Here is a 25225-nt window from a genome sequence, read left to right on the forward strand (position 1 = left end):
GATGGATGGCCGGATAGTTGCCGCTATGAAGCATAATCACACGCGGCCTGCCAACTGGTCACATGCCGTCGATTTCCGGGATTCGCCCGGCATGACAGTTCCGTGACCGTCTAAATTATCGAGCATAGCAGTACTGCGACAAGTAACGGAGAGCCGTCGCCAGTCCAGCCATTGGCACCGCGCCGCGGATCGCGCTCGGTGTGGTCCCAATTTCAACCGCAAGCTCGTTTGCGGTTTGCCAGTCGCTGGCAGCAAGCTTCGAGGCGTCGGCGGGTAGTAGGAGCGCTACGCCGCCCTGGATCACAGATGCCTGGAACTCTGCGCGCTTCTCTCCTGCTATGAGGGCTACGTTCGGTCGCGCCGAGCGGGACAGTGGCTCGAGTACAATGAGCACAGTTTCGATGCCACTCTTCCCGCATTGCAGGCTCAGACCAGCAAGGCGCGTATCCGACTTGGCACTATCGACGACATGCATCACTGAAATGGCATCGGCGCCGCCGTCTGGATTTTTGCTCTTCACTAGTCGCCATCCGCTCTCAAGCTGTGTCGATTGGCTGCCGGACTCGATCTGCTTGAACGCCTCTTCGTCGCAACGTCGACGCTGCTCGGCGCTGATGCCAGACCCGCAATTCAGAATGCCCGGACGCACCGGCTCGGCTCGACCAGGAGCCGTCGTCACCAAGAGACCAGCAACGAGCAGAACTGAGCGCACCATCAGAAGCGCCGACCTAACATGCGCTAGCGCCAAATCATTCATGTTGTATCCAAGGGCTGTCAAAAATCGGGGCAAGCGCTGCCCACCGCTCCGGATCAAGCATCTGACGTCAATCGACGTAACCATACCTCTTGTAGTATCGATTGCGATAGTAGGCTGCGCCGTACGTATCGTAGCGGCTCATCACCGACACGTTCACCTTGTTAAGAACCGCACCGAGCATCCGCTCGCGCACAACCGGCGTTTCGCCTAGCACGCGCTCGACGATATCGATTTTCGACTTCGCCCATTCGATGACAAGGATATAGGAATCAGCCAGCCCCCTGGTCGCCCGAACGTCGACGACTGGCGCCAGCGGGCTAAGATCGAGAACGATGCGATCAAAGTGCTGCCGTAGTTGCTGGAACAGATCGTCCATCTGTTGCGAGGCCAGCAGGTCGCTCGAATTCGAGAAGCGGGATGTGATGGCACAAGGAAGAAAATGTAGATTCGTCTGCGGGTCGATCCAGACCACGTTCCTCCAGTCGGCTTGGCCGATGACGACATGGATCAAGCCGTCCTGCGCAGCCGGAGTAAGCCTTGCGGTGAGGCTTGGGTTGCGGATGTCGCCATCGATCAGTAGCGTACGGCAGCCGCTTTGCGCCAAGGTCTGCGCCAGCGCTTCGCTGACGGTTGACTTTCCCTCGTTCGGAAGAGCGGAGGTAATCCCCAGGACCTTGTTAGACCCTGCACCGAAATTTGCGAAATCGCTGGCGAGCTTGATCGACCGAAATCCCTCCGCGAAGCGTGAAAACGGGGCATTGATCACGTGGCGCCCGACGCTCTCATCGGTTGAAAGCAGACGGTCGCGATGCGACTGTTGGTGGCTGAACGCGGGCGCGGACCCGTGGAGTGGCAACGTCGTGCCGGATGCCCCGTGACTCGGTGATGCCTGCTGCGGTTTGGGCTTGTCGCGTTTGCCGAATCGCCAGGCCGCTTTGCCCGATGGAGCGGAATTCGCTTTGATGGCACCCTGCTCTATGACCGGGATCGAAGCGAGACAGCGGGTATCCACGAACTGCTCGACCTGCGAAACGGTACGGAAGACGCGATCCATCATATCAAGCAGGATTGCGACGAGAGCTGCGAGAATCGACCCACCCACGATCGCCGCAAGCAGGATGAGTGTCGTTCTTGGCGACGTCTTGTTGGGAAGGGTCGACGCCGCCTGGCTGATCACCCTCGCTTCGGTAATGGGAAACGACTGCTGCTGAACCGAGACCATGTACAGTTGCAGGAAGTTGTCAGACAATGCGCGAGCGCTCTGAGCGTTGCTTTCCAGATCTCTCAGGATGATCTGGGCCTGGCTGGTATTATTCGAGACCGCGATCGTATCGTTCAAGCTCTTCTGGCTGGACTCTTCGCGCGCCTTGGCAATTTCAAGGTCACTCTTGTAGACCTCGGCCGTGCGTCGCAGTTCGTCAATGATCGAGCGTCGGATTTCACGCATCTGGTTGCGTAAATTGACAACCGCCAGATGTGTCGATCCATACCGGTTCGACCAATCGGCCTGCTTGGCCGCGTACTCGAGATAGGTCTGGCGCAATTTGGTGATGACCGGGTTCGCCATCGTCTCGCTCACCGTCGCCAGGTCATTCAGAATGACCTTGGAATCGTCGCTGTCCGCATTCAATATCGCGGTGATGCGTTCGAGCTTAGCTTGTGCCTCCGCACGCTGGCTACGCGCAGCCGTCAGCGAAGTATTGATTTCAGCGAGTTGCTGCTCGGTGAGAAGTCGCCCGCCAGCGTCGACGATGTTGTTCTTGGCCTTGAAATCCGCGACGGTGCGTTCAGCGGAAGACGCCTGCGACCGCAATTCCTTCAATCGGTCCTGCAGCCAGACCGCCGCCCGTCTCGAGGCCTGATATTTCGATTCCAACGAGTCCACTATATAACCCTCGGCGACCGCGTTGGCGATCCGCGCTGCCAGCTCTTGCGATAATGCCTGAAAGGAGATCTCGATAACATAGCTCACCCCGACGCGCTTGATGCTGAGGCCGCTTGCAAAGCGAGCGAGTGCTGCGCGCAGTATTTGCTCTTCCGTGGGCGGGGTCGACTCGGAGAATATTCCGGTAATCGCGCTACTGATGCTGCTGAGCAATCCGCCACCATCGCTCATGAAGTCTGGCGACTCCGCAAGTTTCAGATCCTTGATGACTTTGGAGGCGATGGCTTCGGACTTGAGAAGTTCGACCTGACTGTCGACCATCGCCGAGTCGATCGGGTTGTCTGCGCCGCTCGCGGGCGCTTGCGTCTGCAGGCCCTGCATCTTGCGGCTGTCGATCATCAGGATCGCCGTTCCGGTATATCGCTTCGGTGCCGTGAACACGTAGACGCCGGCAAGACAGATGCACAGTAGCAGCGTGAAAATCATCACGGGATACTGGCGGCTCATCAGCGCAAGCGCAGAGGAGATGGTCTGCTCCAGCGATGGGGCCTCCGGCGCCGTGGTTTCGATCTCGCGAGATGTGATCTTTGTTTGAAGCATCCGGCCCGCCTACTTAAATCTCTGTGAATGCGGCATCAGGCTGGCCTTGCCGCGCTGAATTCGTGCAAAAATGCCGCGTAGAAGTTCCCTGTTGGTCGAATTCGACACGACGGATGCGGTGTTCGACGCGCGGCGCTCGAGAGTTGACCAGTGCCACCGAGGCTCTCTCGTCAAAGCACCTAGTCGGATCGTGCGACACCTTATTGGTCAGAGAAGTGTCGGCAACGCTGCAGGGCCACTCTAGGTGCCGCTTGCCGCAAAATCGTCATAATGCCCATCTCCGTCAACTCTGCCAAAAAAGCGACTTTCAAGATCGAGACAATTTACGCCCCCTGAGAAGATCATGGTTCGCCCACGAATTGGGCAGGATTCCACGAATCCTACGGGCCGACCCGGTGGACAGCGTCCGACCGGTCTCGAATTCTGCGATGCAATATCGACGTGAGTGTGACGGACAAGCATGAGGATCTTGCAACTGCCACAGGCAAGGCGAATCCGCTCTCGCGGTTACGACCGAACACGTGACGCCGGAGCGAACGAGTCCGGTTTCGGAGAATCCACTATAGCGGCGAGGGTCGGCTTTGGAGTTCCACCGTGAATCTCCGATGGATCGGGCACTCGAAAGATCAAGTAACGGGACCTCAATCAAAATCCTTGATGGAGGATTCACGATTCCAATCCACAAGCGAGCTTGCCAGATCGTAGTCGAATTTGAACCCGCTTGCGATCAGATGCTTCGGCAGAATGTTCGTAGAAAACCACAATTTCTTGATCCGGTCACGATTGATGCCGGTCTTGATGCCGACAGCCTGCAGCATTTCGAATGGAAGCACGGCGAGATTCATTAGCCATACCGGAATCGTTATCGTCGGCTTGGGGTATTCGGCAGCGCGAGAGAAGGCGGAGCAAATCTCGCTGATGGTGTAACGGTGCTCATAGCAGAAATTGTAGATCGATAGACCGTCATTGCGAGACGCCATGAAGAACATCGACGAGACCAGGTCCTTCACGTAGCCGCACGACTTGATGGTGTCGGTTCGGCCGGGATAGATGAAGGCCCGCCTTTCGAGAAGCCTCGACAATCGCGTGAAATTGCCTCGCTCGTAGCGCCCATAGATGACGGCGGGGCGCACGATGGTCAGCCGCCTGTCTGGGTCCTCCGATTGCCATAGACGATGGATCGCTTCGGCCGAGAGTTTGGAGCGTCCATAGGCACTCACTGGGACCGGCGTCGCATCTTCGGTAAGTGGGGTCTCGGTCGGACCGTAGACCGATATCGAGCTGGTAAAGATGACATTCCGGCTGCCAGTGTCTCTCGCAAATCGGCAGACGTGCACCGCGCCCAGCACGTTTGTATAATAATAGTCGCCGTCCGGATGACCCGGGGTGACATGGACTGCAGCCAGGTTGAAGATGTCGGCAGGTACCCCGCCTGCGAGCTTCGGGTCGATTGGCTTACGGACATCATGATGGACATACTCGACGCCTTCGACGTGCGCCCTAGGCTTCCCGATATCCACTGAGACGATTCGCTCGTAGCGGCCGGAAGCGAGCATCCGCGTCATCAGATGTGTACCGATGAAGCCTGCGCCTCCGAATACAATAGCCTGGGTGGGATTGGACATGTGCGCGAGGGTCAACGTGAGTGAAGGTGCTGAGTCAACGGCGTCAAATTTCGGTCAAGGCTCCCTGACAATCGAGCGCACGCATTGGAGAGCTGCACGCCCTGCCGTTGCAAGAGTTGTGCCCGGAAAGAACAAGATTGCTTGACGTGCAGTGCGCCCGCTCGCGAGCGCGAGCGCTTATGCTGCTCGACATCAATGAAGCGGGCAATTCGGGGCAGCAATTGGTTGGTCATGCGTTTCTCATGTGGCGATAACAACATCGTTACCGACAGCGCGTGTGACATGCTCGGAAACATCGGTTCCATCTGGGCGATCCCGAATGCGGTGGCGCTGATTCAAGCGGCAACGCGAATAGATGGGAGGACGTGTTCGCCGCGGATATGATCGCACATTTCTTGTGAGGGTATCATTTAGCGTTCAGCTAGGACTGCTCGTCTGAATCAACGACTCAATAGAGCTCGCGATACTCAAATTGAAAGTTCGTTGATCCCGCCGCGATCCCCAATAATCTTTGCAGCTTCTGGTAGCCCGCGAGCGGAACGACGATGCAATCGGAACTTCCCGCGTAGCAAACCCGAACCCGGATCGATTGACCGCAGATGTTTTGAACCAGCACAATCTGCTCGATGATCTTGGGGTTGTTGGCTTGTGGATGCGTCACCGGATTGACTGATATGCAAAGCTTTCCGTCCACTGTCGTGTGATTTGGAGCGAAGGTACCTTCCATCGGTCGAATCGAACTCGAAGGCCGAGTGGAAATGCCGGAGCCGCCATACATCGGAGGAGATGTGCGACCGAAGCCTGAAATTTGAGCATCTGCCGTCGTCGCGAGGAGCGATGAAGCGATCGCTACACATATCGCCACATAACCGTCTGAGCGCCTAGATCGGTTATCATGCATCTTCACTGCTCTACACATCCGTGATGGTTGGGACCAGCTCTCGAAAGAAGCCGCGATTGTCGGCGGCAGGATAGAGTTGCAGTTGCGGCAACAGAATGACAGGTAAATAGTTCCCCGGATTGCAGGAGGAATCTTGCCTCTTCCTTGCGCTTGAAAACACGTGCTAGAGGCTGCACCTTCCTGGATTGGGTGTCTGACGTCCGTCGACTGTGATGTTCTGTCGGCGGTCATGCGACGTACTTGCAACGCGAGTATTCTGAGCGGCGAATGTTGAAGGAGATACCAGGGCACGCTGTGTTGCCAGAAGTCGAACTGGCGACCCTGCCGCGCCTCTCGGTCGTCATTCCGAACCACAATTACGCAGCTTACGTGGGATCCGCGATCCGCAGCGCGCTGGACATACGATGGCCAAACGTCGAAGTGATCGTCGTCGATGACGGGTCGACGGACCACTCACTCGGCGTCATCAACGAATTTGCAGACGAAGTCACAATCATCAGCCAGGCGAACGCCGGGCAGATGATGTCCTGTGTGAACGGCTTTCGCAGGTCGTCCGGCGATATCATCATATTTCTCGACTCGGACGATGCCTTGCATCCTGATGTCATGACGGAGATCGTATCCGTCTGGTCCAAAGCCGCGAGCAAATATCAGTTTCAGATGCGCGTGATCGATGCCGACGGGCAGCCGACCGGAAATGTCCTGCCGCAGTACTTCTCCTGTCCGTCCTCGGAGGACGTCCGCAAGTGGATGGCAACCACCGGCGCTTATCCGACGCCGCCCGGGTCAGGAAATGCGTACCCGAAATGGTTTGTCGAGCGCGTCTTCGGCTTTGAGTCCGACTTCGTTGATCGAGCTCCGGACAGTTATCTTTTGGCGGCCGCTCCTGCATGTGGCGAGATCGTAACGATCACCAAGCCGTTGGCAGACTATCGCGTGCACGGCCTCAATCACGGGGCTTTCCTTCAACTCGACGATACCCGCTTTGCGAGAGAGATCGACCTCACGCGGAGGCGGTACAAGTTCTTTTCCGAGATCGCGCGCACGGAGAAGCTGCCGGTTGCGCCCGATGCGCTCAAGCGCAATTTGATATTTCTTTGTTTGCGGATAGCGTCGTTCAAGCTGCGGCCGGACCTTCATCCAATCGCGGCGGATAGTTCATTGAGCATCGCTGTCGATGCGCTTGGAGCGGCTGCGTCGCCGCAAGGTTTCTCAAGATCGCAGCGCATATCGCTGCTGGCTTGGATCTTCTGCATCCTGATCAGTCCGCAGTACTTCCGTCGTGCCCTGGTGAGTTTGCGCTACGTGCCCGCCCAGCGGCCGAAATGGTTGCGCGCTTTGCTCGGTCGATTCCGCATCATTCGATGATCAAGGCGGGGCCGGGACGCTTCGGTCAGACGGCAGCTTTGGGACGGATCGACCTCAGGCCGGCGCCTGGCGGCTGCGACCATACGCACAGCATTGCCATCATGATCAGGAATGGAGCCATGGCGAGGTTTCCGCCGCCGAGCTGATAGCAGGCCAGCATTGTCAATGCGAGCATCGAGTTGTCTTTCCTGAATATAGAGAGAATGAGATAGAACAGAAAAATCAGTAGCCCGATAATTCCGTAATCCGCGACGAGCTTGAGAACGGGATTTCCGCTGCCGCCAAAGTAGGCGGGCGACCGTTCCAACCCGCCGGGCCCGGAGCCGATAAGCACTCTGTCGGTCTGAAAGAGATAGTCCCAGGTCTGTAGTTGTGCGACGTAGCGAGCATAGCCGCTCGACTTGGTTGAACTGAATTCATCAAGCCGACTAACGATGGGATCAAAAGGTTCCGGTGCAACGAGGTACGTTGTGCCGATCACTAAGGCAACGGCCGTCCCGATGGCGATAACCCGCAGTGATTTGAGCGGAGCAATCAGGGGATAGGCACCGAGGGACACGACGAGCACCAGGAGGCCCGATCCGGACCGAGTGAGCACGTACGAGATGGCGTACAACGGAAGATAGGCAAGTCGCCGCAAAACGAACACATCGACGATCACACCTATAGCGAGCAATTGGGATAGCGCTCCCGGCTCCATCGGGAAAAACCCGTTCGCGCGCCGATTCAAAGACCCATAAAATTCCACCGCATTTTGATTGTAGGCGGACTCGACGAGGACCGGATCGAGCGCCGGGATTGCATCCTTGAACGAGAAGATGCGTATTCCGCCGAATTGAAGAACGATCTGGACGATTGCCAGAACGGCGCACAGGCGAACATAGAACAGGAAGACGGGAAGGACCGCCTCGTTCGAGAATCTCGTCGAGGGTCCGAACAGGAAGATCGAATTCGTGACAAGAACCATCGCAAGTGATGCCGCACTGGTCTCGACGCCGCGGTCGGGAGATTCGGCTGCGGCGACCGCGCTGAAGAGAAACCAGACGACGACGAGTCCGAATGCGAGAGTCTGCGTCCCGCGAATGCTCACCAGGCCAACCCACCATCCCCACGCGATGAGCGCGAAGAATCCGAACAGCGAAAAGAAGATCTGTCCGGTTCCGATGAGGAGTCCGAAGCGCTGCATGCAAATGCACAGAATGAAGGCGATATGCGCGAAAATGACGCTGTTGGTCTCGTCGCTTGACGCTGCTGCAGCGCGCTTGTTAGACGAGGTTCTGGCTGGGAATGTGTCGAGGCTCACCATGTTAGGACTCGTCGATTACTGCTTCTTGGCGCCTCGGTTGGTGGGTACGTCTGAGCGCAGGGCAACGATCGCGGTCGATCTTGGTCTCGCTCGTGAGGCTGTTCACCCTCTATACTTGAGCCTGTAGTGACTTCCCACATGGAACACGACACGAGCGCAAGATTTAACCCTTACGTTCATGGTGCCAGAGGTTTGTTTTGCCTCATGGTATTCGTCTATCACGTCGTTCATTCCGGCCTCCCGACGTTCGATCTGTTTGCCAGGGGGCTGTTGGGAGAAGCGCTGCAGACCGGAAAATTCGGTGTCGAGTTCTTCTTCGGCATCAGTGGAATCGTCATTCTGCCAAGCCTGTATCGCGCATCCTCGGTCTTGACCTTTATTCTTGATCGCTATGCGAGGATTCTTCCTGTGCTCTGGGCGACCGTGATCGCGATCGCGATTTTTGGCTGGCTTTCAGGAAAGGGTCCAAGTCTGCTGCTGGTTGGTGCAAATCTATTGGCGCCGCCTCCATTTATTGACATCATCCAGATCAATCCCGCCGCGTGGTCGCTCGGATACGAATTCCTGTTCTATGGAGTATGTGCCGTTGTTTTCCTGATCAGCGGCATCAGTCGGCCGCTGGCGCTGGCATTAGCCGTCAGTTCGCTGATCTTGCTCGTGTACTATCCCCGCGCGCTCCTGATGATTGGCGGCGTGCTCATTGCGGAGAAGTACCTATCGTCGACCTTATTGCAATCCCTGGCGAAGTACCCGGCGATCTGCTTCGTGCTGTTCCTGACTGTCTGGAGAGGCCTCGAGCTGGCCAGCGCAACAGACTACGTTGGCTTTGTCACGCCGGCATATTTGTCACTCCATGACTGGATCTCTGCTTTTCCATTTATTGTTCTTGGTGGCGTCTTCGGGACTATTTTCCTGCTTGGCATGTCCCGAGGAAACGGTCTGTTCGGAAGAATGCTGCGTTGGCAGGTGATGCAGTGGCTTGGAACGATCAGCTTCAGTTTTTATCTCTGGCCGCCGATCGTCATGGCCGGGGTCAAGCTGATCATGTATCGAACGGGCATGGTCGACGCATTGGGGAGCGGATCGCAATTGTTTTTCCTCCTGGTGTCGCTTCCGCCGTCTCTTATCGTCGCGACGATCAGCCATCGCTTCCTTGAAGTGAAGGCGACGGGACAAATTCGAAAACGGCTCGACAGGGCCTCGGAAGCGAAACCGGCAGTCCGGCCGATCAATCAAACCCTCGACGGCACTCAAGGAGGGAACCTGATCGGGGAACCGTCAAATGTTCTTGATTGTTCGACAAGTCACCGCCCCAAAACGATCGCAAGTTGACTGTCTATTCGGGAAAATGCCGCAGAGCCGTGCGCTTGATTGTGCCGGCTTGCGACGTGGCGCGTCACCATTGCCATCGTCTTTGCGCATTGGGCCGGCAGAGCGTTTCCCAGCCGGGCTAACAGCCGAACCGAAAGGATCTCGTTGATGATCGCAGCCGTGCGCAGGCAAGTCCTTTGTGTCGCCTCGATAGTCGTTGCACTCGGATCCGCAGCGCCGGCCTGGTGCGCTGGCTGGGAGCTGGTTTTTTCGGATGAGTTCAACGGCGACAAGCTTGATCGAACCAAATGGGCCACCCGATACATCTACAACAACGAAACGATGGATCGTTTCAACGATGAAAAGCAGCACTACCGCGACAACCACGTGGTTTCCGAAGGTGCGCTGAGCCTGACCGCAAAAAAGAATGAGGGGGCGGACACGTTCGATTCCGCGATGATCCGTAGCCATCAGACATTCTACTACGGCTACTATGAAGCGCGGGTCTTTCTTCCGAATGCGCGGGGATCGTGGCCGGCATTCTGGCTCGAAGCCGATTACGACATCGATGGAAAGTTCTGGCATCCGCCGGAGATCGACATTTTCGAGTACGTCATCAATGGCGTGGAAGACAAGCCGAACATGCTGCACTCGAATGCCATGAGTAAAGATAAGTGGACGCCGCAGTCCTACACGTATGTGGACAACTCGTTCGTGCTCAGGTTTCAGGACATGGTCGGCAAAGAGGATCTGAACAAGGACTGGCATATTGCCGGCTTCGTTTGGGCTCCTGACCGCATTTCGTTCTTCTGGGACGGCCGTCTCATCTACACGCGCATGTACCAGTGGCTCAGGAAGGACGGCCAACTGGGGCCGCCGGCGCACATTGATCTCAATTACGCCGTCGGCGGAGCAGCCTGGGCCGGCCGGCACGGGGTCGATGATGCGGCTTTCCCGCAGACGTTCAAGATCGACTACGTTCGCGTCTGCCAGTTCACGTCGTCCGAGCGGGGAAGCCGAAAATGCGGTCCGAGCGACGTGACGCCGGATCCGAATGATTTTGGATATACGGCAGCGCTCAATGACATGCCCAAGCCGACATTCCTCAATGTTACGAATGTGGTAGCGGATAAGAAGCCGAATGCGGGGGTATTGTCGCTGAGCACAACCGATCCGCTCAAGATCGAAATTCCCATCAAAATTCCGGAAGACTATCCGACAAATCGAACGCTTCATGCGTACGTCTTCGATGCAACAACCGGCGCCATGGTCGCATCGGCAAAGAAGCCGCTGCAACAGGTCTCTCGCAAGGAAGGGGAAGATGGCGTCAGCGTGATCGAATTTGCGCTGCCCGCCGTGCCGCGCGAAGGGAACTATCTGCTGGGCAGCAAACTGACGGCTGAAGTCGCGGGCGAGGTCGGCCCCAAAGAAGTCCCCGTTGCTTGCGACACCACGGTGATCCAGCCAAAGAAAGCCAGATCTTGCCGTCTATTGTCGCTGCATGTGCGACGCTGATCGGAAGGGCGCATCCAGCGTGAGCACAACCCCGTGTGATCTGGATCAAGCCGAGTACCGCTGATTGCGATCGGCACGCTGTCCGCAGGTCGGTCTGAATTTTGCTTTGGCTGTGGCAGGTGGGCGGGCCGTCATGCGGGCTTGCCTGTCACGGTCAGTGTCTCTTGCAATGGTAGTCATCCATGAACTCTAAGGTTCGCGCCGTCAGGCAAATCCTCCGTGGTGCATTGCGCGGCAGCCCGAGCCGGCTTTGTGATCATCGCGCGTGGCGAAGTGAACATCCGCATACTTGGCTGACTGCCATCGAGGAAGAGGTACTGGCGCGGAAGGCGCCGGTTCGATTCGGCAGCCGCGACGCAGGTTTCGGTGAAAGCGTTGACAACAGAATGCCAGAGCTGGGCATTCTCCGCCTGGACAAGGCCCGCATCCTCGGTCCCGACGGCTGGCTCGTGACGGAGGATGGATCGCTGCTCTACGAGAGCACCTGGTACGGATCGTCGTTCTCGCGCCATCCGCGATCAGTTGCCTACAGCACGCCGCTGCCGCTAAGCGGCACCTGTCTCTCGCTGGCGAGCGATTTCGCCGGAGGAAACTATGGGCACTTCCTGCTCGATTGCCTGGGCCGCTTAGCGCTATTTCAGAAAAGCGGCCTCTCGCTCGATGATGTCGATTATGTCTATTTGCCCAAGCCTGGGTCCGAAACGGCAGCCAAGCTCGTTCGCCGGCTTGGAATTCCAATGCACAAGTGCGTGTGGGCAGGCCAGGAGGATATCCAGGCCGATCTCGTGATCGGCACTTCGTTTCCAGGCATGCGACGGAATTATGCGCCATGGCTTACGGAGTTCTTCCGCTTGCAGGTAGCCAAGTCGCCGCTTCGTCACGACAGGCGCGTATACGTTCCGCGCAAAGGACAAAGGAAGGTTGCCAACGAAGAAGAGCTGATGCCTGCACTGAAAAAGTTCGGCTTCCAGATCTACGACTTTGATGACGTTGAGGATGAAGCGGCGTTTTTCTCGGAATGCTCGATTGTCGTTGGCGCACATGGTGCGGGGCTGACCAATCTCGTATTCTGCTCGCCTGGAACCAAAGTCCTGGAGCTGATCCCGTCAGACCACGTGCATCCCTACTACTACACGATCGCAACGTCCGCCGGCGCGGACTATTCTTACATCGTGGGGAACAGCAAGGGAACGCGCCCGCAGGGAGCGTTTGGGCCCAGTCCATTCGATTTCGAGGTTGCGCCTGACATCTTTGAGCGCGCACTGGAAACCATCTGTCAATGAACGAGCATTGAAAATGGTCGCTATTGGTGCGCGTACGGCGCTCCCTTTGTCGAAAAATTCAATCGCCATCGGAGCTGCTTGGATCGGTGTGAGCCGGCTGGTGGTTGCCAGTCTCGGCTTCTTGAACACGCTCATATTGGCGAGAATGCTCACGCCGGAAGATTTCGGCCTGGTTGCCGTCGCGACGGCCATCATTGCTGTTCTGACGTCGATGACTGAACTGTCCCTGGCATCGGCGCTCATTCACCACAAGGATCCAAGTGAAGATCAATTCCACGCCGCGTGGACGTTGAGCCTGGCTCGTGCCTGCTTGCTGGCACTCTTGCTGTCGTTGCTCGCCTATCCGGTGGCATTGTCCTACGGCGATGGCCGCTTGATTCCGATCCTGTTGGTCCTGAGCTTTTCGATCGTGATATCCGGCCTTCGAAATCCGATGCTTGCGATGATGCAGCGTCAACTCGTCTTCTGGCAGGAATTTGTGACGAGCAGCAGCCGGGCGCTCGCAACCATCCTCGTCTCCTCCGGGATCGCCATTTGCTTCAGGAGCTACTGGGCGCTTATCGCCGGAGCCGTCGTCGCCAACTTCATCGATGTCGTCGCCTCTTATCTGATCCAGCCGTTCCGGCCGAAATTCCGGATAAGGGGTAGCCGCTCCCTATTCTCGTTCTCTGTGTGGCTGTCGCTCGGGCAGGCCGTCAGCACGCTGAACTGGCGTTTCGACCAGATCATCATCGGATATTTTCTCGGGAAATCCGCACTGGGTGGATATGTGCTCGGCAGCGACCTGGCCGCCACGCCGACAAGAGAAGCAACAAATCCGCTCGCCGGGACGCTGTTTCCCGCGTTCGTGAGGCTGAGGGATGACAAAGCCGCCCTTCAACGAGCTTATCTGTCGGCGCAATCGATGCTGTGTGCGATCGCCTTTCCGGCCGGGTTCGGCTTCGCGTTGATCGCCGATCAATTCGTTCCGCTCGCGCTGGGTGAGGCCTGGGCAGGCGCGACGATCGTGATCCAGCTCCTCGGTGGTGCAATTGCGTTGCATACGCTCAGCGCGACCGTCCAACCCCTTGGTCTGGCCCTTGGCCAGACGCGCAGGTTATTTCATCGCGACGTTGCGATCCTGATCGTGAGGCTGCCTTTCATCGTTGCGGGCTTGTGGGTAGGAGGGTTAGTTGGCCTGCTGGTCGCTCGCGTGGCGGTTACGCTCGGCGGTGTCGTCTACAACATGGTCCTGGTCCGCGAATTGATCGACACTTCTGTCTCCCGGCAATTTCTCGTGAATCTGAGGACCGCTTTGTCCACCTGCACGATGATCATTGTCGGTCTTCTGACGAATTGGGCTTTCATCACATCTTTTGGCCATGAGTCTCACGTCTATGTTCGGTTGATCGCTGTTGTTCTCGTGGGCGCTCTTGCCTATGTCGGGTCACTCTTTGGATTCTGGCGAGCGACAGGCGCGCCGGCCGGGCCCGAGCGTGAGATCCTGCGAATCCTCGGCGCAATCGCCAACAGGTTTGGGAAAATGGGAAAAATCGTCGATGATAACCGAGCAGTCGGGTGAGCAATATGAATGAAAGGTCGAAGCGGCGCGTCGCGCTGATTACGGGCGTCACCGGTCAGGACGGTGCCTATCTCGCCGAGTATCTGGTCGGCCTCGGCTACATCGTCCACGGCATCAAGCGGCGCTCGTCCTCCTTCAACACCGCCCGTGTCGATCATCTTTATCAGGATCCGCATGCCGGCGATGTGCCGTTCCTGATGCATTACGGCGACATGACGGATTCGACAAACCTGATCCGCCTGATGCAGCAGATCCGGCCAACCGAAATCTACAATCTGGCTGCACAGAGCCATGTGGCGGTCAGTTTCGAGAGCCCGGAGTACACCGCGAACGCTGACGCGATCGGAACGCTGCGGCTATTGGAGGCGATCCGCATTCTTGGCATGGAGAAGGAGACGCGGTTCTATCAGGCGTCCACTTCCGAGCTCTACGGCCTCGTGCAGGAAGTGCCGCAGAAGGAAACGACTCCCTTCTACCCGCGCTCCCCTTACGCGGTGGCGAAGCTCTATGCCTATTGGATCACGGTGAACTACCGCGAGGCCTACGGCATGTTCGCCTCGAACGGCATTCTCTTCAACCACGAGAGCCCGATCCGCGGCGAAACCTTCGTCACCCGCAAGATCACGCGTGCCGTTGCCCGCATCGAGGCGGGCCTCGAGGAGACGCTGTACCTCGGGAATCTCGAGGCTAAGCGCGACTGGGGCCACGCCAGGGATTATGTCGAAGGCATGCACATGGTCCTGCAGGCCGACCGGCCCGACGATTTCGTGCTGGCAACCGGGGAGACCCGCTCGGTGCGCGAGTTCGTGGAGCTCGCCTTTGCCGAAGTCGGCCGCAAAGTCGAATGGCGGGGCAAGGACGTCGAGGAAACCGGTATCGACAAGAAGTCAGGCAGGATCGTCGTGCGAGTCGACCCGACCTATTTCCGTCCCACCGAGGTCGATCTCCTGATCGGCGATCCCAGCAAGGCGCGCGAGAAGCTCGGCTGGAAATCCAGGACCCCGTTCGCGCAACTGGTCAAGGAAATGGTGGCTTCCGATTTGCTCGAGGCCAGGCGAGAGGTCACCAATGGCAAGCACTCCATTTGAGCTGGCCGGTAAGACCGTCTTTGTCGCCGGCCATCGCGGCATGGTTGGCTCCGCGTTGGTGCGGCGGCTGGCGGAGGAAAATGTCGAACTTCTGACGGTCTCGCGAAGCGAGGTCGACCTGCGTGACCAAACCGCGGTCGATAAATGGTTTGCGGCAAGGCGTCCGCAGGCAGTGTTCCTTGCCGCCGCCAAGGTCGGCGGCATCGTCGCCAACAATACCCTGCGCGCCGAGTTCCTCTACGAAAATCTGGCAATCGCGACCAACGTCATCCACGCCGCGCATGTCAATCGATGCGAGAAGCTGATGTTCTTTGGCTCCTCCTGCATCTACCCCAAACTAGCAGTCCAGCCGATTCGCGAAGAGTCGATGCTGACTGGCCCGCTGGAGCCGACCAACGAACCCTACGCGATTGCCAAGATCGCGGGCATCAAGATGGTCGAGGCCTATCGCAGCCAGTACGGTTCAAACTTCATCAGTGTGATGCCGACCAACCTCTACGGTCGCGGCGACAATTATCATCCCGAATACAGCCACGTCGTCGCGGCGTTGATCCGCCGTTTCCATGAGGCCAAGACGTCGGGAGCGAAGAACGTCGTGGTGTGGGGCACCGGCACGCCGCGGCGCGAATTCCTCTTTGTCGACGATCTTGCGGACGCCTGCATCCATCTGATGAAGACCTATTCGAGCGGCGAGCTCGTCAACATCGGCACCGGCGTGGACATTGCGATCGCCGAATTCGCCCGCGTGGTCGCGGAGACCGTCGGCTATTCAGGCGAGATCAGCTTTGACACCTCGCGCCCCGACGGCACTCCGCGCAAATTGCTCGACGTCAACCGGTTGGCGAAACTGGGTTGGCGGGCCAAGACCCCGCTCGAGGATGGGCTCAAGCTGGCCTATCAGGCATATCTCGGCGAGAACCTGCAGGCGCGAGAGTAGAAAGCGCACTTCTGCGATTGCGAGCCAACGGTCGCGCATCCGCGCGACCGATGTCCGCGGCTGCCGTGATTCATCGGCGCGCCCGCGGCGGCGATCACTCCGGAGCGAACCAGCATTTCGGCAGCACGACATCGTCCCTGTTTGCGACGTTTCTCCTGTCGAGGTCGTGAGGAAACTTTCTCGCAGGCGTCCGGCGAGCAGCGCGATCCTTGCGCAAGAACGAGAATTCCATGATCGGCGGCACCTTGAAGCCCCTGTACTCGATGGGTTTGAAGTAATTGTTCGGATGAATGTGTACGACGTCGAAGTGCTTGGTGATCTTCTTGAAAACAGCGCCGATCAGCTTGAGACCGATGGGATTGAGAATTCTGTCCATGGAATGGAACTCGATGATCATGATCCTGAAGCGCTTCAGGTCGTCGCAGCTCGTTTCGATGAGAACCTCGTACTCGCCGCCTTCAATGTCCATCTGGAGAATGAGATCGCCGGTCCGAGGGCCCTTTCTCGACATCCAGTTCTCTAAAGTCATGAACTTGGCGTTGTTTTCGTTTCCGAGGAACTTCTTTTCGAAATCGAGCAGGTCATTGTGGATCGCGGGTGCATCCACCGAGAAGTCAGCGAGGAAACACGGGATGCCGCGTTCGGCAAGGCCGAGCTCGAAGTCAGAGACGTTGTAGACCCCGGGCGAAAAGCAACCGACGCAGCCATCGAGGTCGTCCGGAACCAAATAGCCGCCATCAGCCGATCCGCCCAGTCGAATCAATTCCTTGTCCGTCACGACAGGGAAAAGGTCCCGGAAGAATTCCCTGAGCTCCTGCTCCTTCGAGGTACCGGATATCATAAAGTCGTTATCAAGCAGGCGGGCCTTTACGTAGTCTTTCAACAAACCGATCATGGTGACTCCGAGCTTGCTAACGCACCTGGTGCAGGCTTGCTGCAAGAAGCGGCATTCCCGCAGGCTCGCTGCCTATGTTCGTTGCGATCAACACATTTGCCTGCCTTAAGACTTCAATAGATTCGATTCTTGTCATGAATATGTGCGGTGTTGTCGCTAATCGGCAGCGTTGCCGAGACTTGCCTTTTGGCTGCTAAGCCGATCTATTCCGTGCTCTGGAACCTGGTCAGCTTCTGCATCGGCAAGGGGACACCGAGAGAGGCACGAGAGCGTGATAGAGCAGAAGCAGGCTGAGCGCGAAAGATCGAATGACTGACGCGGGAAGCTCGCAGCGCAAACGTCGGGCGTTCTCGCTGGCGGCATGCGGATGCGTCATCGCTCAACCGCAGCGGGTGCCTGGCGCAATGGCAGAAGTGGATTAGTCGAATGGGAAGTTTTGCCGATGCATCGAAAGCCGTTCGATGCTGTGATGCGACCGACGGGACCGAACTCAGCACGATGGCCGAATCTCCCATGAAGGATTCTCGTACACTGATTGCAGAAATGCAGGACGAGATCGAAAAGGTCATCGGGCCCCATCTGGAGGGTGTCGAGAATTTTGCGCTAGTGGACTTCCCCAATCACTCGAATGTGGGCGACAGCGCCATATGGTTGGGTGAAGAGACCTATCTGCAGAAGAAGCTAGGCCGAGCACCGTCCTACGTCTGCACCTATGACACCTGGTCAAAGGAAGAGTTTGAAAGAGCCGTTCCTGTCGGACCTATCCTTATCCATGGTGGGGGCAATTTCGGCGACCTGTGGCCTAGCCATCAGGAGTTTCGGCTCAGGCTTCTGTCGGAGTTTCCGGATCGCCAGATCATTCAGTTGCCGCAAACCATACACTTCTCCTCGAAGGCAAGTCTCAAACGCGCCGCGGAGATCATCAACTCGCACAAGAAATTCCGGATTTTGGTCCGCGACGTGCAAAGTTTGAATATTGCGACAACGGAATTTACTGCGCCCGTCGATCTCTGTCCGGACATGGCATTCTGCCTGGGGGCGCAGAGTTCACCAGCGCCAGTAACCAGGAAATTGTTGCTGCTGCTCCGAACCGATCACGAGAGGGTGGAGCAAAAGCGTTTTCCGACGCTCCCAAACTTTGCAGTGGTCGAGGACTGGCTCATCGAACAACGAGGCTTGGGAAAGTGGTTGTTTGTCAAGGCGCTGCTCGAGACGGCGCTCCTCTTGCTCAAGGGCATGACGCCGTCGGAGCTCGACGTGCGCATTCGGTGGTTTCACCTGCTGGCGTCGAACCGTGTAGCTCGTGGAATGAGGCAGGTTGGATCGTCGGCCTACGTGATCACGGACCGGCTTCACACGCATATTTTTTGCGTGTTGCTGAATGTGCCGCACTCGGTCCTTGACAACAATTATGGGAAAATCAGCACGTTCGTCGATGCGTGGAGCAAGCCCTTCGAAAAGTTGAGCCTACCACTGAGCACAAGTGTGGACGACGCCCTCGCAAATTTTCTGCATATCTGCCAGGGCAGTTCGGTCCCGACGGATCAAGGTTGAGGGTCGAGCATCATCCTCCGCGGTTCGCCGGATCGTGCGCGTGGACGGTCAACGTTGTCGTCCTCTTTGTTGTCTGGCCCGCATTGTTTGCGCAGGAGATTGTCAGGCTGCTGACCCCTGGCGCCGTTGGAGCACCATTGATCAGTCCGGTGGAACGGTCAAAGGCGAGCCCCTGCGGCAGTCCTTTGACGGACAAGACCTTCGGCATCATGACTCCGACATCGCACTCCCCATAGATATCGTGGCGGTAGCTGTCGCCTGCGGCGGCTGAAAGGGGGCGCGTCGTCACGCGCGGGCCGCGATTGATGGAGAATCGCAGTGGCTCCATCGTTGAGCCGTCAGGCTTGTAGCCATAAACGACGACATGAGACCGCCCGGCATTGCCCTTGGCAGTGGTGAAGTCCGCCTTGATCGTGCGCGATGTCGCATCGTACGAAATCCCTTCCGGGAATTGCGTAAACGTCGTCTGCTCCGTCATACCCGGTTCGGAGCTGTCATAGGGTACGACCTGGACGAATTCGGTAACGCCCGCATCACCCCAGAGGGCCTTGGCACTCGGCAGCACAATCTTGCCGTTGCCGTCGTAATCGACATTGAGATCTGCGACCGAAACCAGCGGCTTCCAATGCTTGACGCCTGTCGTGCGCCAGCCGCGGATCCAGTCGACATCGAGATAGGCGCCGGTCGCCGAGCTGGCCCACGCTGCGGCGTCATACGCCTCGCCCGCGAAGGTGTTATTGAATATGTGTGACGTCAGCAGCACAAATGAGGGCATATTCTTGGTATTGGAATCCACGCCGGCAAACTGGGATCGAAGGGCGCCGTCGACGTAGAGTTGGGTGTTTCCGCCGTTTCGAAAGACAAAGCTGAAGACGTGGAACGCGCCGTCCATATAGTCGAATGGTCCGGCGCTGTTGTCGGTCGAGATCGCCCCCGAGGTATGGACGATATTGCTGAAGTGCATCCCTTGGGAGTTGCACTCAAGATCCCACTCGTTGCCGGTTGGATTAAGCACGGGTGCGACCGAATAGGTCCAGAACGCGGGATGAAAGCCGGCCGGATTTGTAAGCCTGGGGCTGAACCGGGCACGCATCTCGATGATGACGGCGTTGGTGGTCGGGTAGTATGCAAACGCCCCGGCGGTATGGATCATCGCGGAGAGGTGCGGCCGCACGCCTCCGTTGATGGACCGGTCGGTAGGCGTAAGGAATGCCTGCTCGCGCGTTGTTGCCTTGCGCGCTCCGAGGCGCAGCACCGAGCCGGAGATCGACATATTGTCGAAGCCAACCGCGACGCCGCGGTTGCGGTCCTTGTAGCCTGTGGTCAGCGGGTCGGCATCAAAAGCTGTCCCGAGCGACGTGGTATTGCCGCGGATGCCTGGATGATAGGCGCCAGTCGGGAAGAACTTGCCGCGAGGGTTTGCCGGACCCACGATATCGAGAGCGTTGAATTCATCACCCCACGACAGCGTATAGCCCGCATACAACCCACTGCCATTCTGGCCGACGACGGCGCCGCCGACGACCTGGCTGCGTTCCTTAAACAGCGGGATGAATTGCAGGCGCTGTCGCAAACCATCATTGATAGCGCCAAGATAAATTACTGAGGCACCGACAACCAATGACGCGACGGACAATGCTGCAATGGTGCTGGTGAATCGATGCTTTGATGGCATCCGCGCCTCTTTGCTTGAGACCATCGCGACTTTCGCGATGTACATGTGTCACTCGTCTGTGAGGAACCGTTGGTTCGATCCAAGGCCTACGAATGCGGACCGCTTTAGGTATAGCCGCAGATTTCGCCGTGCTATACGAAACAAGAATGTGAAATGGCCACCAGCATGGCAGCCGCCAGGCGCCGCGTCCTTGTCAGCACAGACCGGTTCGCGGTAATCGTTTGGAGATCACGTGCAATACGGTTCCCAATCAACGCGTCGGACTGATCAATCGATGGGCAACAATCTCAGAATTGTGGCGATTAGTTTGGCCGGTTCCGTGCGCCGCGAGCGCGCGAGTGCTAATCTGGAGTCGCTTGAGATTCCATGGACCTTCTTTGATGCCTTGCGTGTGCCCGCCAAGGGGCTCCCGCAATATGATGAGGCGCTGGCCATCCGCTTTTGGGGCAGGGGCCTTTCACGTGCCGAGATCGGCTGCGCAGCTAGTCATATGAGCATCATGGCGCAAGTGGCGGCTTCAGACGCCGACAATTCATGGACACTTGTGATCGAAGACGACGTCATTCTCGATGCCGGGTTCAGCTTTCGATCGCTTCCGGACATCTGCAAGGCTGCCGAGATCGGCTATCTCCGGCTGTATGGGCGACACATGGCGCAGTGCCAGCACGTGGCCTGGCTGGATCAGCGGGAATTGGTGCGGTTTGAGCGGGCGCCAATGGGAACGCAGGCTTATCTAATCTCCGGCCATGCCGCGCGTCGATTCATCGACAGCGTGACAACGATCCATCGGCCGATCGACTGGGAGATGGACCGCTTCTGGGCAAATGGCCTCCACAATTATGCCTTGTTTCCTTTTCCGTGCCTTGAGGTGACGCTGACGTCTTCGATCGCAAAGGCGGCGGAGTCGGTCCGCGAGCCTACTGCGGTTGACAGAGCGGCTCGGCTTGCGTGGAAATCAAAGGAATATGTTCTGCGCCTGTCGGAAAATATCCGCCTTCGCCAGTCCGACAGGCGGATTCGCGCCCGCCTCGCCGGCGCAACCAGTCTTTCCGGGCCAATGTCGGAGACAATTCGTACGATCGAAAGCGTGTGATCGACGCCTGGAGGCGTACGGCGAGATCTGAGGCGGGTTGCCTTTGCGGCGTTGCCCACTCAGGCCGGCTTGCGCCGGATGACACTTCCGAACCTGACGAGCGGCCTCAAGAGTTCTGCCCTGTTGAAGCGGAGCATGATCAGCTGATACGCAAGCCAGGAAGGGCTCAAGAACAGCCCTGTGAACCACACGATATGAGAGGCGGCGGCACGCCAATGTGTTGTCGTGGTCAGCGCAAGCCATATCCCACGGCGCAGAAGTGAACTCGATGTGTCCGCGTCCTGCCGAACATAGTGCAATCCCAGTTTACGCGACGCGAGGCGATAGTTGACAAAGACGATCTCGTTATCGATCGGCCGTGCCGCTTGCACGTGCATGGACTTCTTGTCGCAATGCGCCTTAAGGATATCGAACTCTGCGACACGGAACCCGATCTGCCTAGGAAAGTCCGGAAACCGCTGCGCCCGGCCCTTCGCATCATTTCGGCTGATATTTCTGCCATGGAGCCGATATTGCCCCAGGGTTTCCTGCACCGTGACCACGTCTCCGTAAAGAGGCGCGATCGTGTTGAGGGCGCCGTCGTATCCCACGGGCGGATTGAGCGGGATGACCTGTTGAAGAAACTCTCGGGAGTACGCATTTCCCGACATGACTGGCCAGATGTACGTTCCCGACCTGGTAAATTCTGCGTGCACATCATCTGGCGCGTAGGATTTAGGAAACGCACAAAACGAGCGCCCAAGTCGCCTGCCGGCGCCATCGATGATGTCCAGATTGAACTGAACTTTCGAAACACCTTCACGCCAGTGCGCAGCGACGTTTTCGACCGCTGTCGGCATCAGGATGTCATCCGCATCGAGGAACAGCAGTACATCGCCTGTCGCTGCGCGATACCCAACTTCGAATGCTGCGATGTTGCCCTGATTTTCCTGAAATATGGCTCGTATCCTGTCACCATAGCCGGCGATGATCTGGCGGGAACCGTCGATCGATCCGTCGTCGACGACGACGATTTCGTCCGCCGGACGGGTCTGATTCAACGCGCTGTCGATTGCCAATCCGACATACCGTTCGTAATTGTAGACAGTTATGACGATGCTGATCTTCAACGCGTGTCGCTCACAATTTGCAGGTGACAGAAGAGGCTATCAATCCATGCCTTGATGAGCCAGAAGTAATTTCACGGTCCGCAAAGCATGGTTGGTGAGGCAATCGCATGAAAATCGCTCTGATCGATCCGTCGCTGTTTACTTGGCCATATGATCTTAAATTAGCCAAAGGATTGACCGATATTGGGCATGCGGCCAGCATTGTCGGGCGCCAGCTCGGGCGGAAGCCTTCCGTTGATGAAGACCTGTTTCTTGACCGGCATTTTTATCCGGGATTGCAGTCGCGCTTTTTCAAGAAACTTCCACGCAACGTGCAACTGGGGCTGAAGGGCCTCAGTCACGCTGAATCAATGACACGGCTGATCAGGCGGTTCAGGAGGACGCCGCCTGATGTGATCCATTTCCAATGGGCGCCGCTGGCGATCGTCGACAGCCAGTTCATTCCAAAGTTCAGGAGGATCGCGCCAACGGTTCTGACCGTTCATGACTCGAATCCGTTCAATAATAATCCGAGCTCGCGGATACAGCGAATTGGCGCGTTCAGCATTCTGCATTGCTTCGACCATCTTATCGTTCATACGACCGTTGCACGCGATCGCCTGCTACGCGTTGGTATCCCGGACGAAAAGATATCCGTTATCGCGCACGGATTGCTGACGGATCATATCACCCGACCGGCGGACGAGCCCTCGGCAGGGGACGGGCGCGTTCAAATACTCCTGTTCGGCAAGATAAAGCCCTACAAGGGCGTCGACGTCATGCTTCGCGCACTTGCGCTGCTTCCCCGAGAGGTCAGGGCGAATTGCGTGGTGAAGGTCGTGGGCTGGCCGGAAATGGCGATGGAGCCGCTATTTGCGATGGTGAAGGATCTGCAGCTCGAAGACCATGTCGAATTCGACCTGCGTTTCATTCCGGAAGATGAAGTGACCTCGCTGGTCGCGCGCGCTGACATCCTGGCTTTTCCGTACCGGGATATCGACGCATCGGGGGTGCTGATGCTGGCGATCGCGGCGGGACGTCCGATCGTCGCGTCGAACCTTGGAACGTTTTCGGAATGGCTGAGCGATCGGGCAGAGGGGACGCTCGTTCCTCCAGGTGATCCCGCCGCATTGTCCCGGACGCTCGAGCGCTTGATCAGCGACCCGGATTATCGAAACCGCAAGAGTCAAGGAATGTTGGATCTGCGAGACTCGGTGCCGACGTGGACCTCGATTGCACGCCTGACTGAGGCCGCCTATGCGAAGGCGGGCCGGCGTGTGGTCGCACCGGCCACTGCCCAGGTTCTGCAGGGTTCAGGAAACTGAAGGGGTCATCTGCCAGGTGGCCTGGCGGATCGACACGATGCCCCAGAAAAAGCCAAGTGCCCACGCGAAGTGCATCACGACAGCGGCCGGCAGTGCAAGCAGCCCGCAAATAGAGCGATGTTTTACTGCAATCATCATTGCGATCAGCGCCACTATCCCCAGATAGGCCGCCGGCAACGTCAACAGCAGCGGCGCCGCCGGCGACAGCACGATGGCACCAATCGTTAATGCAACATGCGTGGGCACCAGGAATTGACGCAGTCGCAACGATCCTGGATGCCGTCTCACGGTTCTCGATCGACCGCGACCGTAGTTGAAGTACTGCTTCGCCAGGCTCAGAAAACTCGACCGCGGTCGATATGAAAGGCGGATATTCGAATCCAGAAATATCCGGCCGCCGATTGCACGCAGCCTGCAATCAAACTCTGCATCTTCATTATGAGCGAAGGTTTCGTCGTAACCACCAGCCCTGCGGAACGCGTCGATGGTCATCGCCGCATGATGCCCGTGATCGACAAAGCCGCTTTGCTTTCCGCCGCGATGTGCCGATCCGCCCGAACCGACCTTGGTGTCCGAGACCCAGGCGACGGCCTTCTGCAGGCAGCCCTCGCCACGCGAGTCCATGGGGACCACGACCGAGTCGGCCTTGCGCTCGTCCAGAGTCTTGAGGAGGCTCGAAACATAATCCGCTGGATATCCGCAATGGGCGTCACACCGCACTAGGACCTGCGCCGCAGCACCATAGACCTGTACGGCTAGATTGACCCCGGCACTCTGCAGCCGCTGCGGATTGCGCAACAGATGGACGCCGCCAATGTCTTTGGCGAGCTGGCGGACAATGTCGGGTGTCCCATCGGTGCTGCCGCCATCTGCAACCACTATTGTGCGACCTGCCTGAAGACTGTCCCGGGCCAGGTTGCGGACAACCGTCTCGATGTGGGGGGCCTCGTTCAGTACCGGTATGACAATCAGGACTTCTCTGGACACGATTCAGCTGCGGCTTGCGGTTGTTTGCTTAATCCGTTGGCAGGCGCGGGAATGGTCGTTGATGCACGCCAAAGGACGAACCGACGGTCCGTCAAAAGAATGGCCAACTCATGACTGCTTCTTTTAATGCATCGGTTGCAAGTGGGCTTGCTGATGGCGCCTTAAAATGGGCGATCTATTCTGCGTGAATTGTGAATAGTGCGTGCCCCGATCGCTCGAAGATCGGAAGCGAACCGGACTGGGAGCGATATGTGAGAGCTGCTGTTGTTGTTGTTGCCGTCGCTTTGTTGCTAGCGGTCTGTCATCCTGCATCGGCCGATCCGATGACGTTGGATTTTTCATGGCGCGGGGCGCATGGCTGTGTCACGCTGTTCCCAAATCCGGAGATACGTCTGCGCAACATCCCCGCCGGTGCCACTTCGATGACGCTCACACTTGCGGAAGGCGCTCGCGAAATGGGAGGCCAGAACG

At 57.7% G+C, this 25225-nt stretch carries 19 protein-coding genes; 10 read left to right on the plus strand and 9 right to left on the minus strand.

Annotation, left to right across the window (positions count from 1 at the left end):
* Positions 1 to 115: 115 nt before the first annotated feature.
* From P6U29_RS09145 to P6U29_RS09160, 4 genes are all read right to left on the minus strand, one after another.
* Positions 116 to 757, minus strand: coding sequence for a hypothetical protein (locus tag P6U29_RS09145; RefSeq protein ID WP_407117283.1), 642 nt, complete (start codon positions 755 to 757; stop codon positions 116 to 118).
* Between the two features lie 67 nt (positions 758 to 824).
* Entirely contained in the window at positions 825 to 3242 is a 2418-nt protein-coding gene (locus tag P6U29_RS09150) for a polysaccharide biosynthesis tyrosine autokinase (RefSeq protein WP_407117284.1), read from the minus strand.
* Positions 3243 to 3883: 641 nt separating this feature from the next.
* Complete coding sequence (locus P6U29_RS09155; RefSeq protein ID WP_407117285.1) at positions 3884 to 4867, minus strand: NAD-dependent epimerase/dehydratase family protein; 984 nt, start codon at positions 4865 to 4867, stop codon at positions 3884 to 3886.
* Positions 4868 to 5315: 448 nt separating this feature from the next.
* Positions 5316 to 5594 (minus strand): hypothetical protein, encoded by a 279-nt coding sequence (locus P6U29_RS09160; RefSeq protein WP_247279499.1) that lies wholly within the window; start codon positions 5592 to 5594, stop codon positions 5316 to 5318.
* A gap of 441 nt (positions 5595 to 6035) precedes the next feature.
* Between P6U29_RS09160 and P6U29_RS09165 the strand changes: the two genes are divergently transcribed.
* On the plus strand, positions 6036 to 7136 hold the full coding sequence (locus tag P6U29_RS09165; protein ID WP_407117286.1) for a glycosyltransferase family 2 protein: 1101 nt from the start codon (positions 6036 to 6038) through the stop codon (positions 7134 to 7136).
* A 25-nt stretch (positions 7137 to 7161) separates the two neighbouring features.
* Here the strand turns inward: P6U29_RS09165 and P6U29_RS09170 are convergent, their stop codons facing one another.
* Positions 7162 to 8442: a hypothetical protein gene (locus P6U29_RS09170; RefSeq protein WP_407117287.1), complete on the minus strand. Its 1281-nt coding sequence runs from the start codon at positions 8440 to 8442 to the stop codon at positions 7162 to 7164.
* A gap of 204 nt (positions 8443 to 8646) precedes the next feature.
* Between P6U29_RS09170 and P6U29_RS09175 the strand changes: the two genes are divergently transcribed.
* The 6 genes from P6U29_RS09175 to P6U29_RS09200 all read left to right on the plus strand — a co-directional run bounded on the left by P6U29_RS09175 (position 8647) and on the right by P6U29_RS09200 (position 16137).
* Complete coding sequence (locus P6U29_RS09175; protein ID WP_407117288.1) at positions 8647 to 9774, plus strand: acyltransferase family protein; 1128 nt, start codon at positions 8647 to 8649, stop codon at positions 9772 to 9774.
* 147 nt (positions 9775 to 9921) lie between these two features.
* Entirely contained in the window at positions 9922 to 11268 is a 1347-nt protein-coding gene (locus P6U29_RS09180; RefSeq protein ID WP_407117289.1) for a family 16 glycosylhydrolase, read from the plus strand.
* Between the two features lie 182 nt (positions 11269 to 11450).
* A complete protein-coding gene (locus P6U29_RS09185) occupies positions 11451 to 12551 on the plus strand; it encodes a glycosyltransferase family 61 protein (protein ID WP_407117290.1) in 1101 nt (366 codons plus the stop codon).
* Between the two features lie 13 nt (positions 12552 to 12564).
* Positions 12565 to 14112 carry a lipopolysaccharide biosynthesis protein gene (locus tag P6U29_RS09190; protein WP_407117291.1) on the plus strand — a complete coding sequence of 516 codons (1548 nt, stop codon included), beginning with the start codon at positions 12565 to 12567 and terminating at the stop codon, positions 14110 to 14112.
* A 5-nt stretch (positions 14113 to 14117) separates the two neighbouring features.
* Positions 14118 to 15200, plus strand: coding sequence for a GDP-mannose 4,6-dehydratase (gmd, locus tag P6U29_RS09195; RefSeq protein ID WP_407117292.1), 1083 nt, complete (start codon positions 14118 to 14120; stop codon positions 15198 to 15200).
* Positions 15181 to 16137 carry a GDP-L-fucose synthase family protein gene (locus P6U29_RS09200; protein ID WP_407117293.1) on the plus strand — a complete coding sequence of 319 codons (957 nt, stop codon included), beginning with the start codon at positions 15181 to 15183 and terminating at the stop codon, positions 16135 to 16137. The genes gmd and P6U29_RS09200 overlap by 20 nt, the downstream gene beginning before the upstream one ends.
* Before the next feature lie 94 nt (positions 16138 to 16231).
* Here P6U29_RS09200 and P6U29_RS09205 read toward each other — a convergent pair whose 3' ends face one another.
* Positions 16232 to 17032, minus strand: coding sequence for an FkbM family methyltransferase (locus tag P6U29_RS09205; protein ID WP_407117294.1), 801 nt, complete (start codon positions 17030 to 17032; stop codon positions 16232 to 16234).
* Between the two features lie 426 nt (positions 17033 to 17458).
* Here P6U29_RS09205 and P6U29_RS09210 point away from each other — a divergent pair, with 426 nt between their 5' ends.
* Positions 17459 to 18586, plus strand: coding sequence for a polysaccharide pyruvyl transferase family protein (locus P6U29_RS09210; protein WP_407117295.1), 1128 nt, complete (start codon positions 17459 to 17461; stop codon positions 18584 to 18586).
* A gap of 10 nt (positions 18587 to 18596) precedes the next feature.
* On the opposite strand, the gene P6U29_RS09215 is transcribed toward P6U29_RS09210, so the two are convergent.
* Positions 18597 to 20306, minus strand: coding sequence for a putative Ig domain-containing protein (locus tag P6U29_RS09215; RefSeq protein ID WP_407117296.1), 1710 nt, complete (start codon positions 20304 to 20306; stop codon positions 18597 to 18599).
* Positions 20307 to 20535: 229 nt separating this feature from the next.
* On the opposite strand from P6U29_RS09215, the gene P6U29_RS09220 reads away from it, so the two are divergent.
* Positions 20536 to 21354 carry a glycosyltransferase family 25 protein gene (locus P6U29_RS09220; protein WP_407117297.1) on the plus strand — a complete coding sequence of 273 codons (819 nt, stop codon included), beginning with the start codon at positions 20536 to 20538 and terminating at the stop codon, positions 21352 to 21354.
* Positions 21355 to 21413: 59 nt separating this feature from the next.
* On the opposite strand, the gene P6U29_RS09225 is transcribed toward P6U29_RS09220, so the two are convergent.
* Entirely contained in the window at positions 21414 to 22463 is a 1050-nt protein-coding gene (locus tag P6U29_RS09225; RefSeq protein WP_407117298.1) for a glycosyltransferase family 2 protein, read from the minus strand.
* Between the two features lie 107 nt (positions 22464 to 22570).
* Here P6U29_RS09225 and P6U29_RS09230 point away from each other — a divergent pair, with 107 nt between their 5' ends.
* Positions 22571 to 23767, plus strand: coding sequence for a glycosyltransferase (locus P6U29_RS09230; protein ID WP_407117299.1), 1197 nt, complete (start codon positions 22571 to 22573; stop codon positions 23765 to 23767).
* Here the strand turns inward: P6U29_RS09230 and P6U29_RS09235 are convergent.
* Positions 23756 to 24754, minus strand: coding sequence for a glycosyltransferase family 2 protein (locus P6U29_RS09235; protein ID WP_407117300.1), 999 nt, complete (start codon positions 24752 to 24754; stop codon positions 23756 to 23758). The genes P6U29_RS09230 and P6U29_RS09235 overlap by 12 nt on opposite strands.
* Between the last annotated feature and the right edge of the window lie 471 nt (positions 24755 to 25225).

Source organism: Bradyrhizobium sp. LMG 9283, assembly GCF_045571415.1.
GTDB lineage: Bacteria > Pseudomonadota > Alphaproteobacteria > Rhizobiales > Xanthobacteraceae > Bradyrhizobium.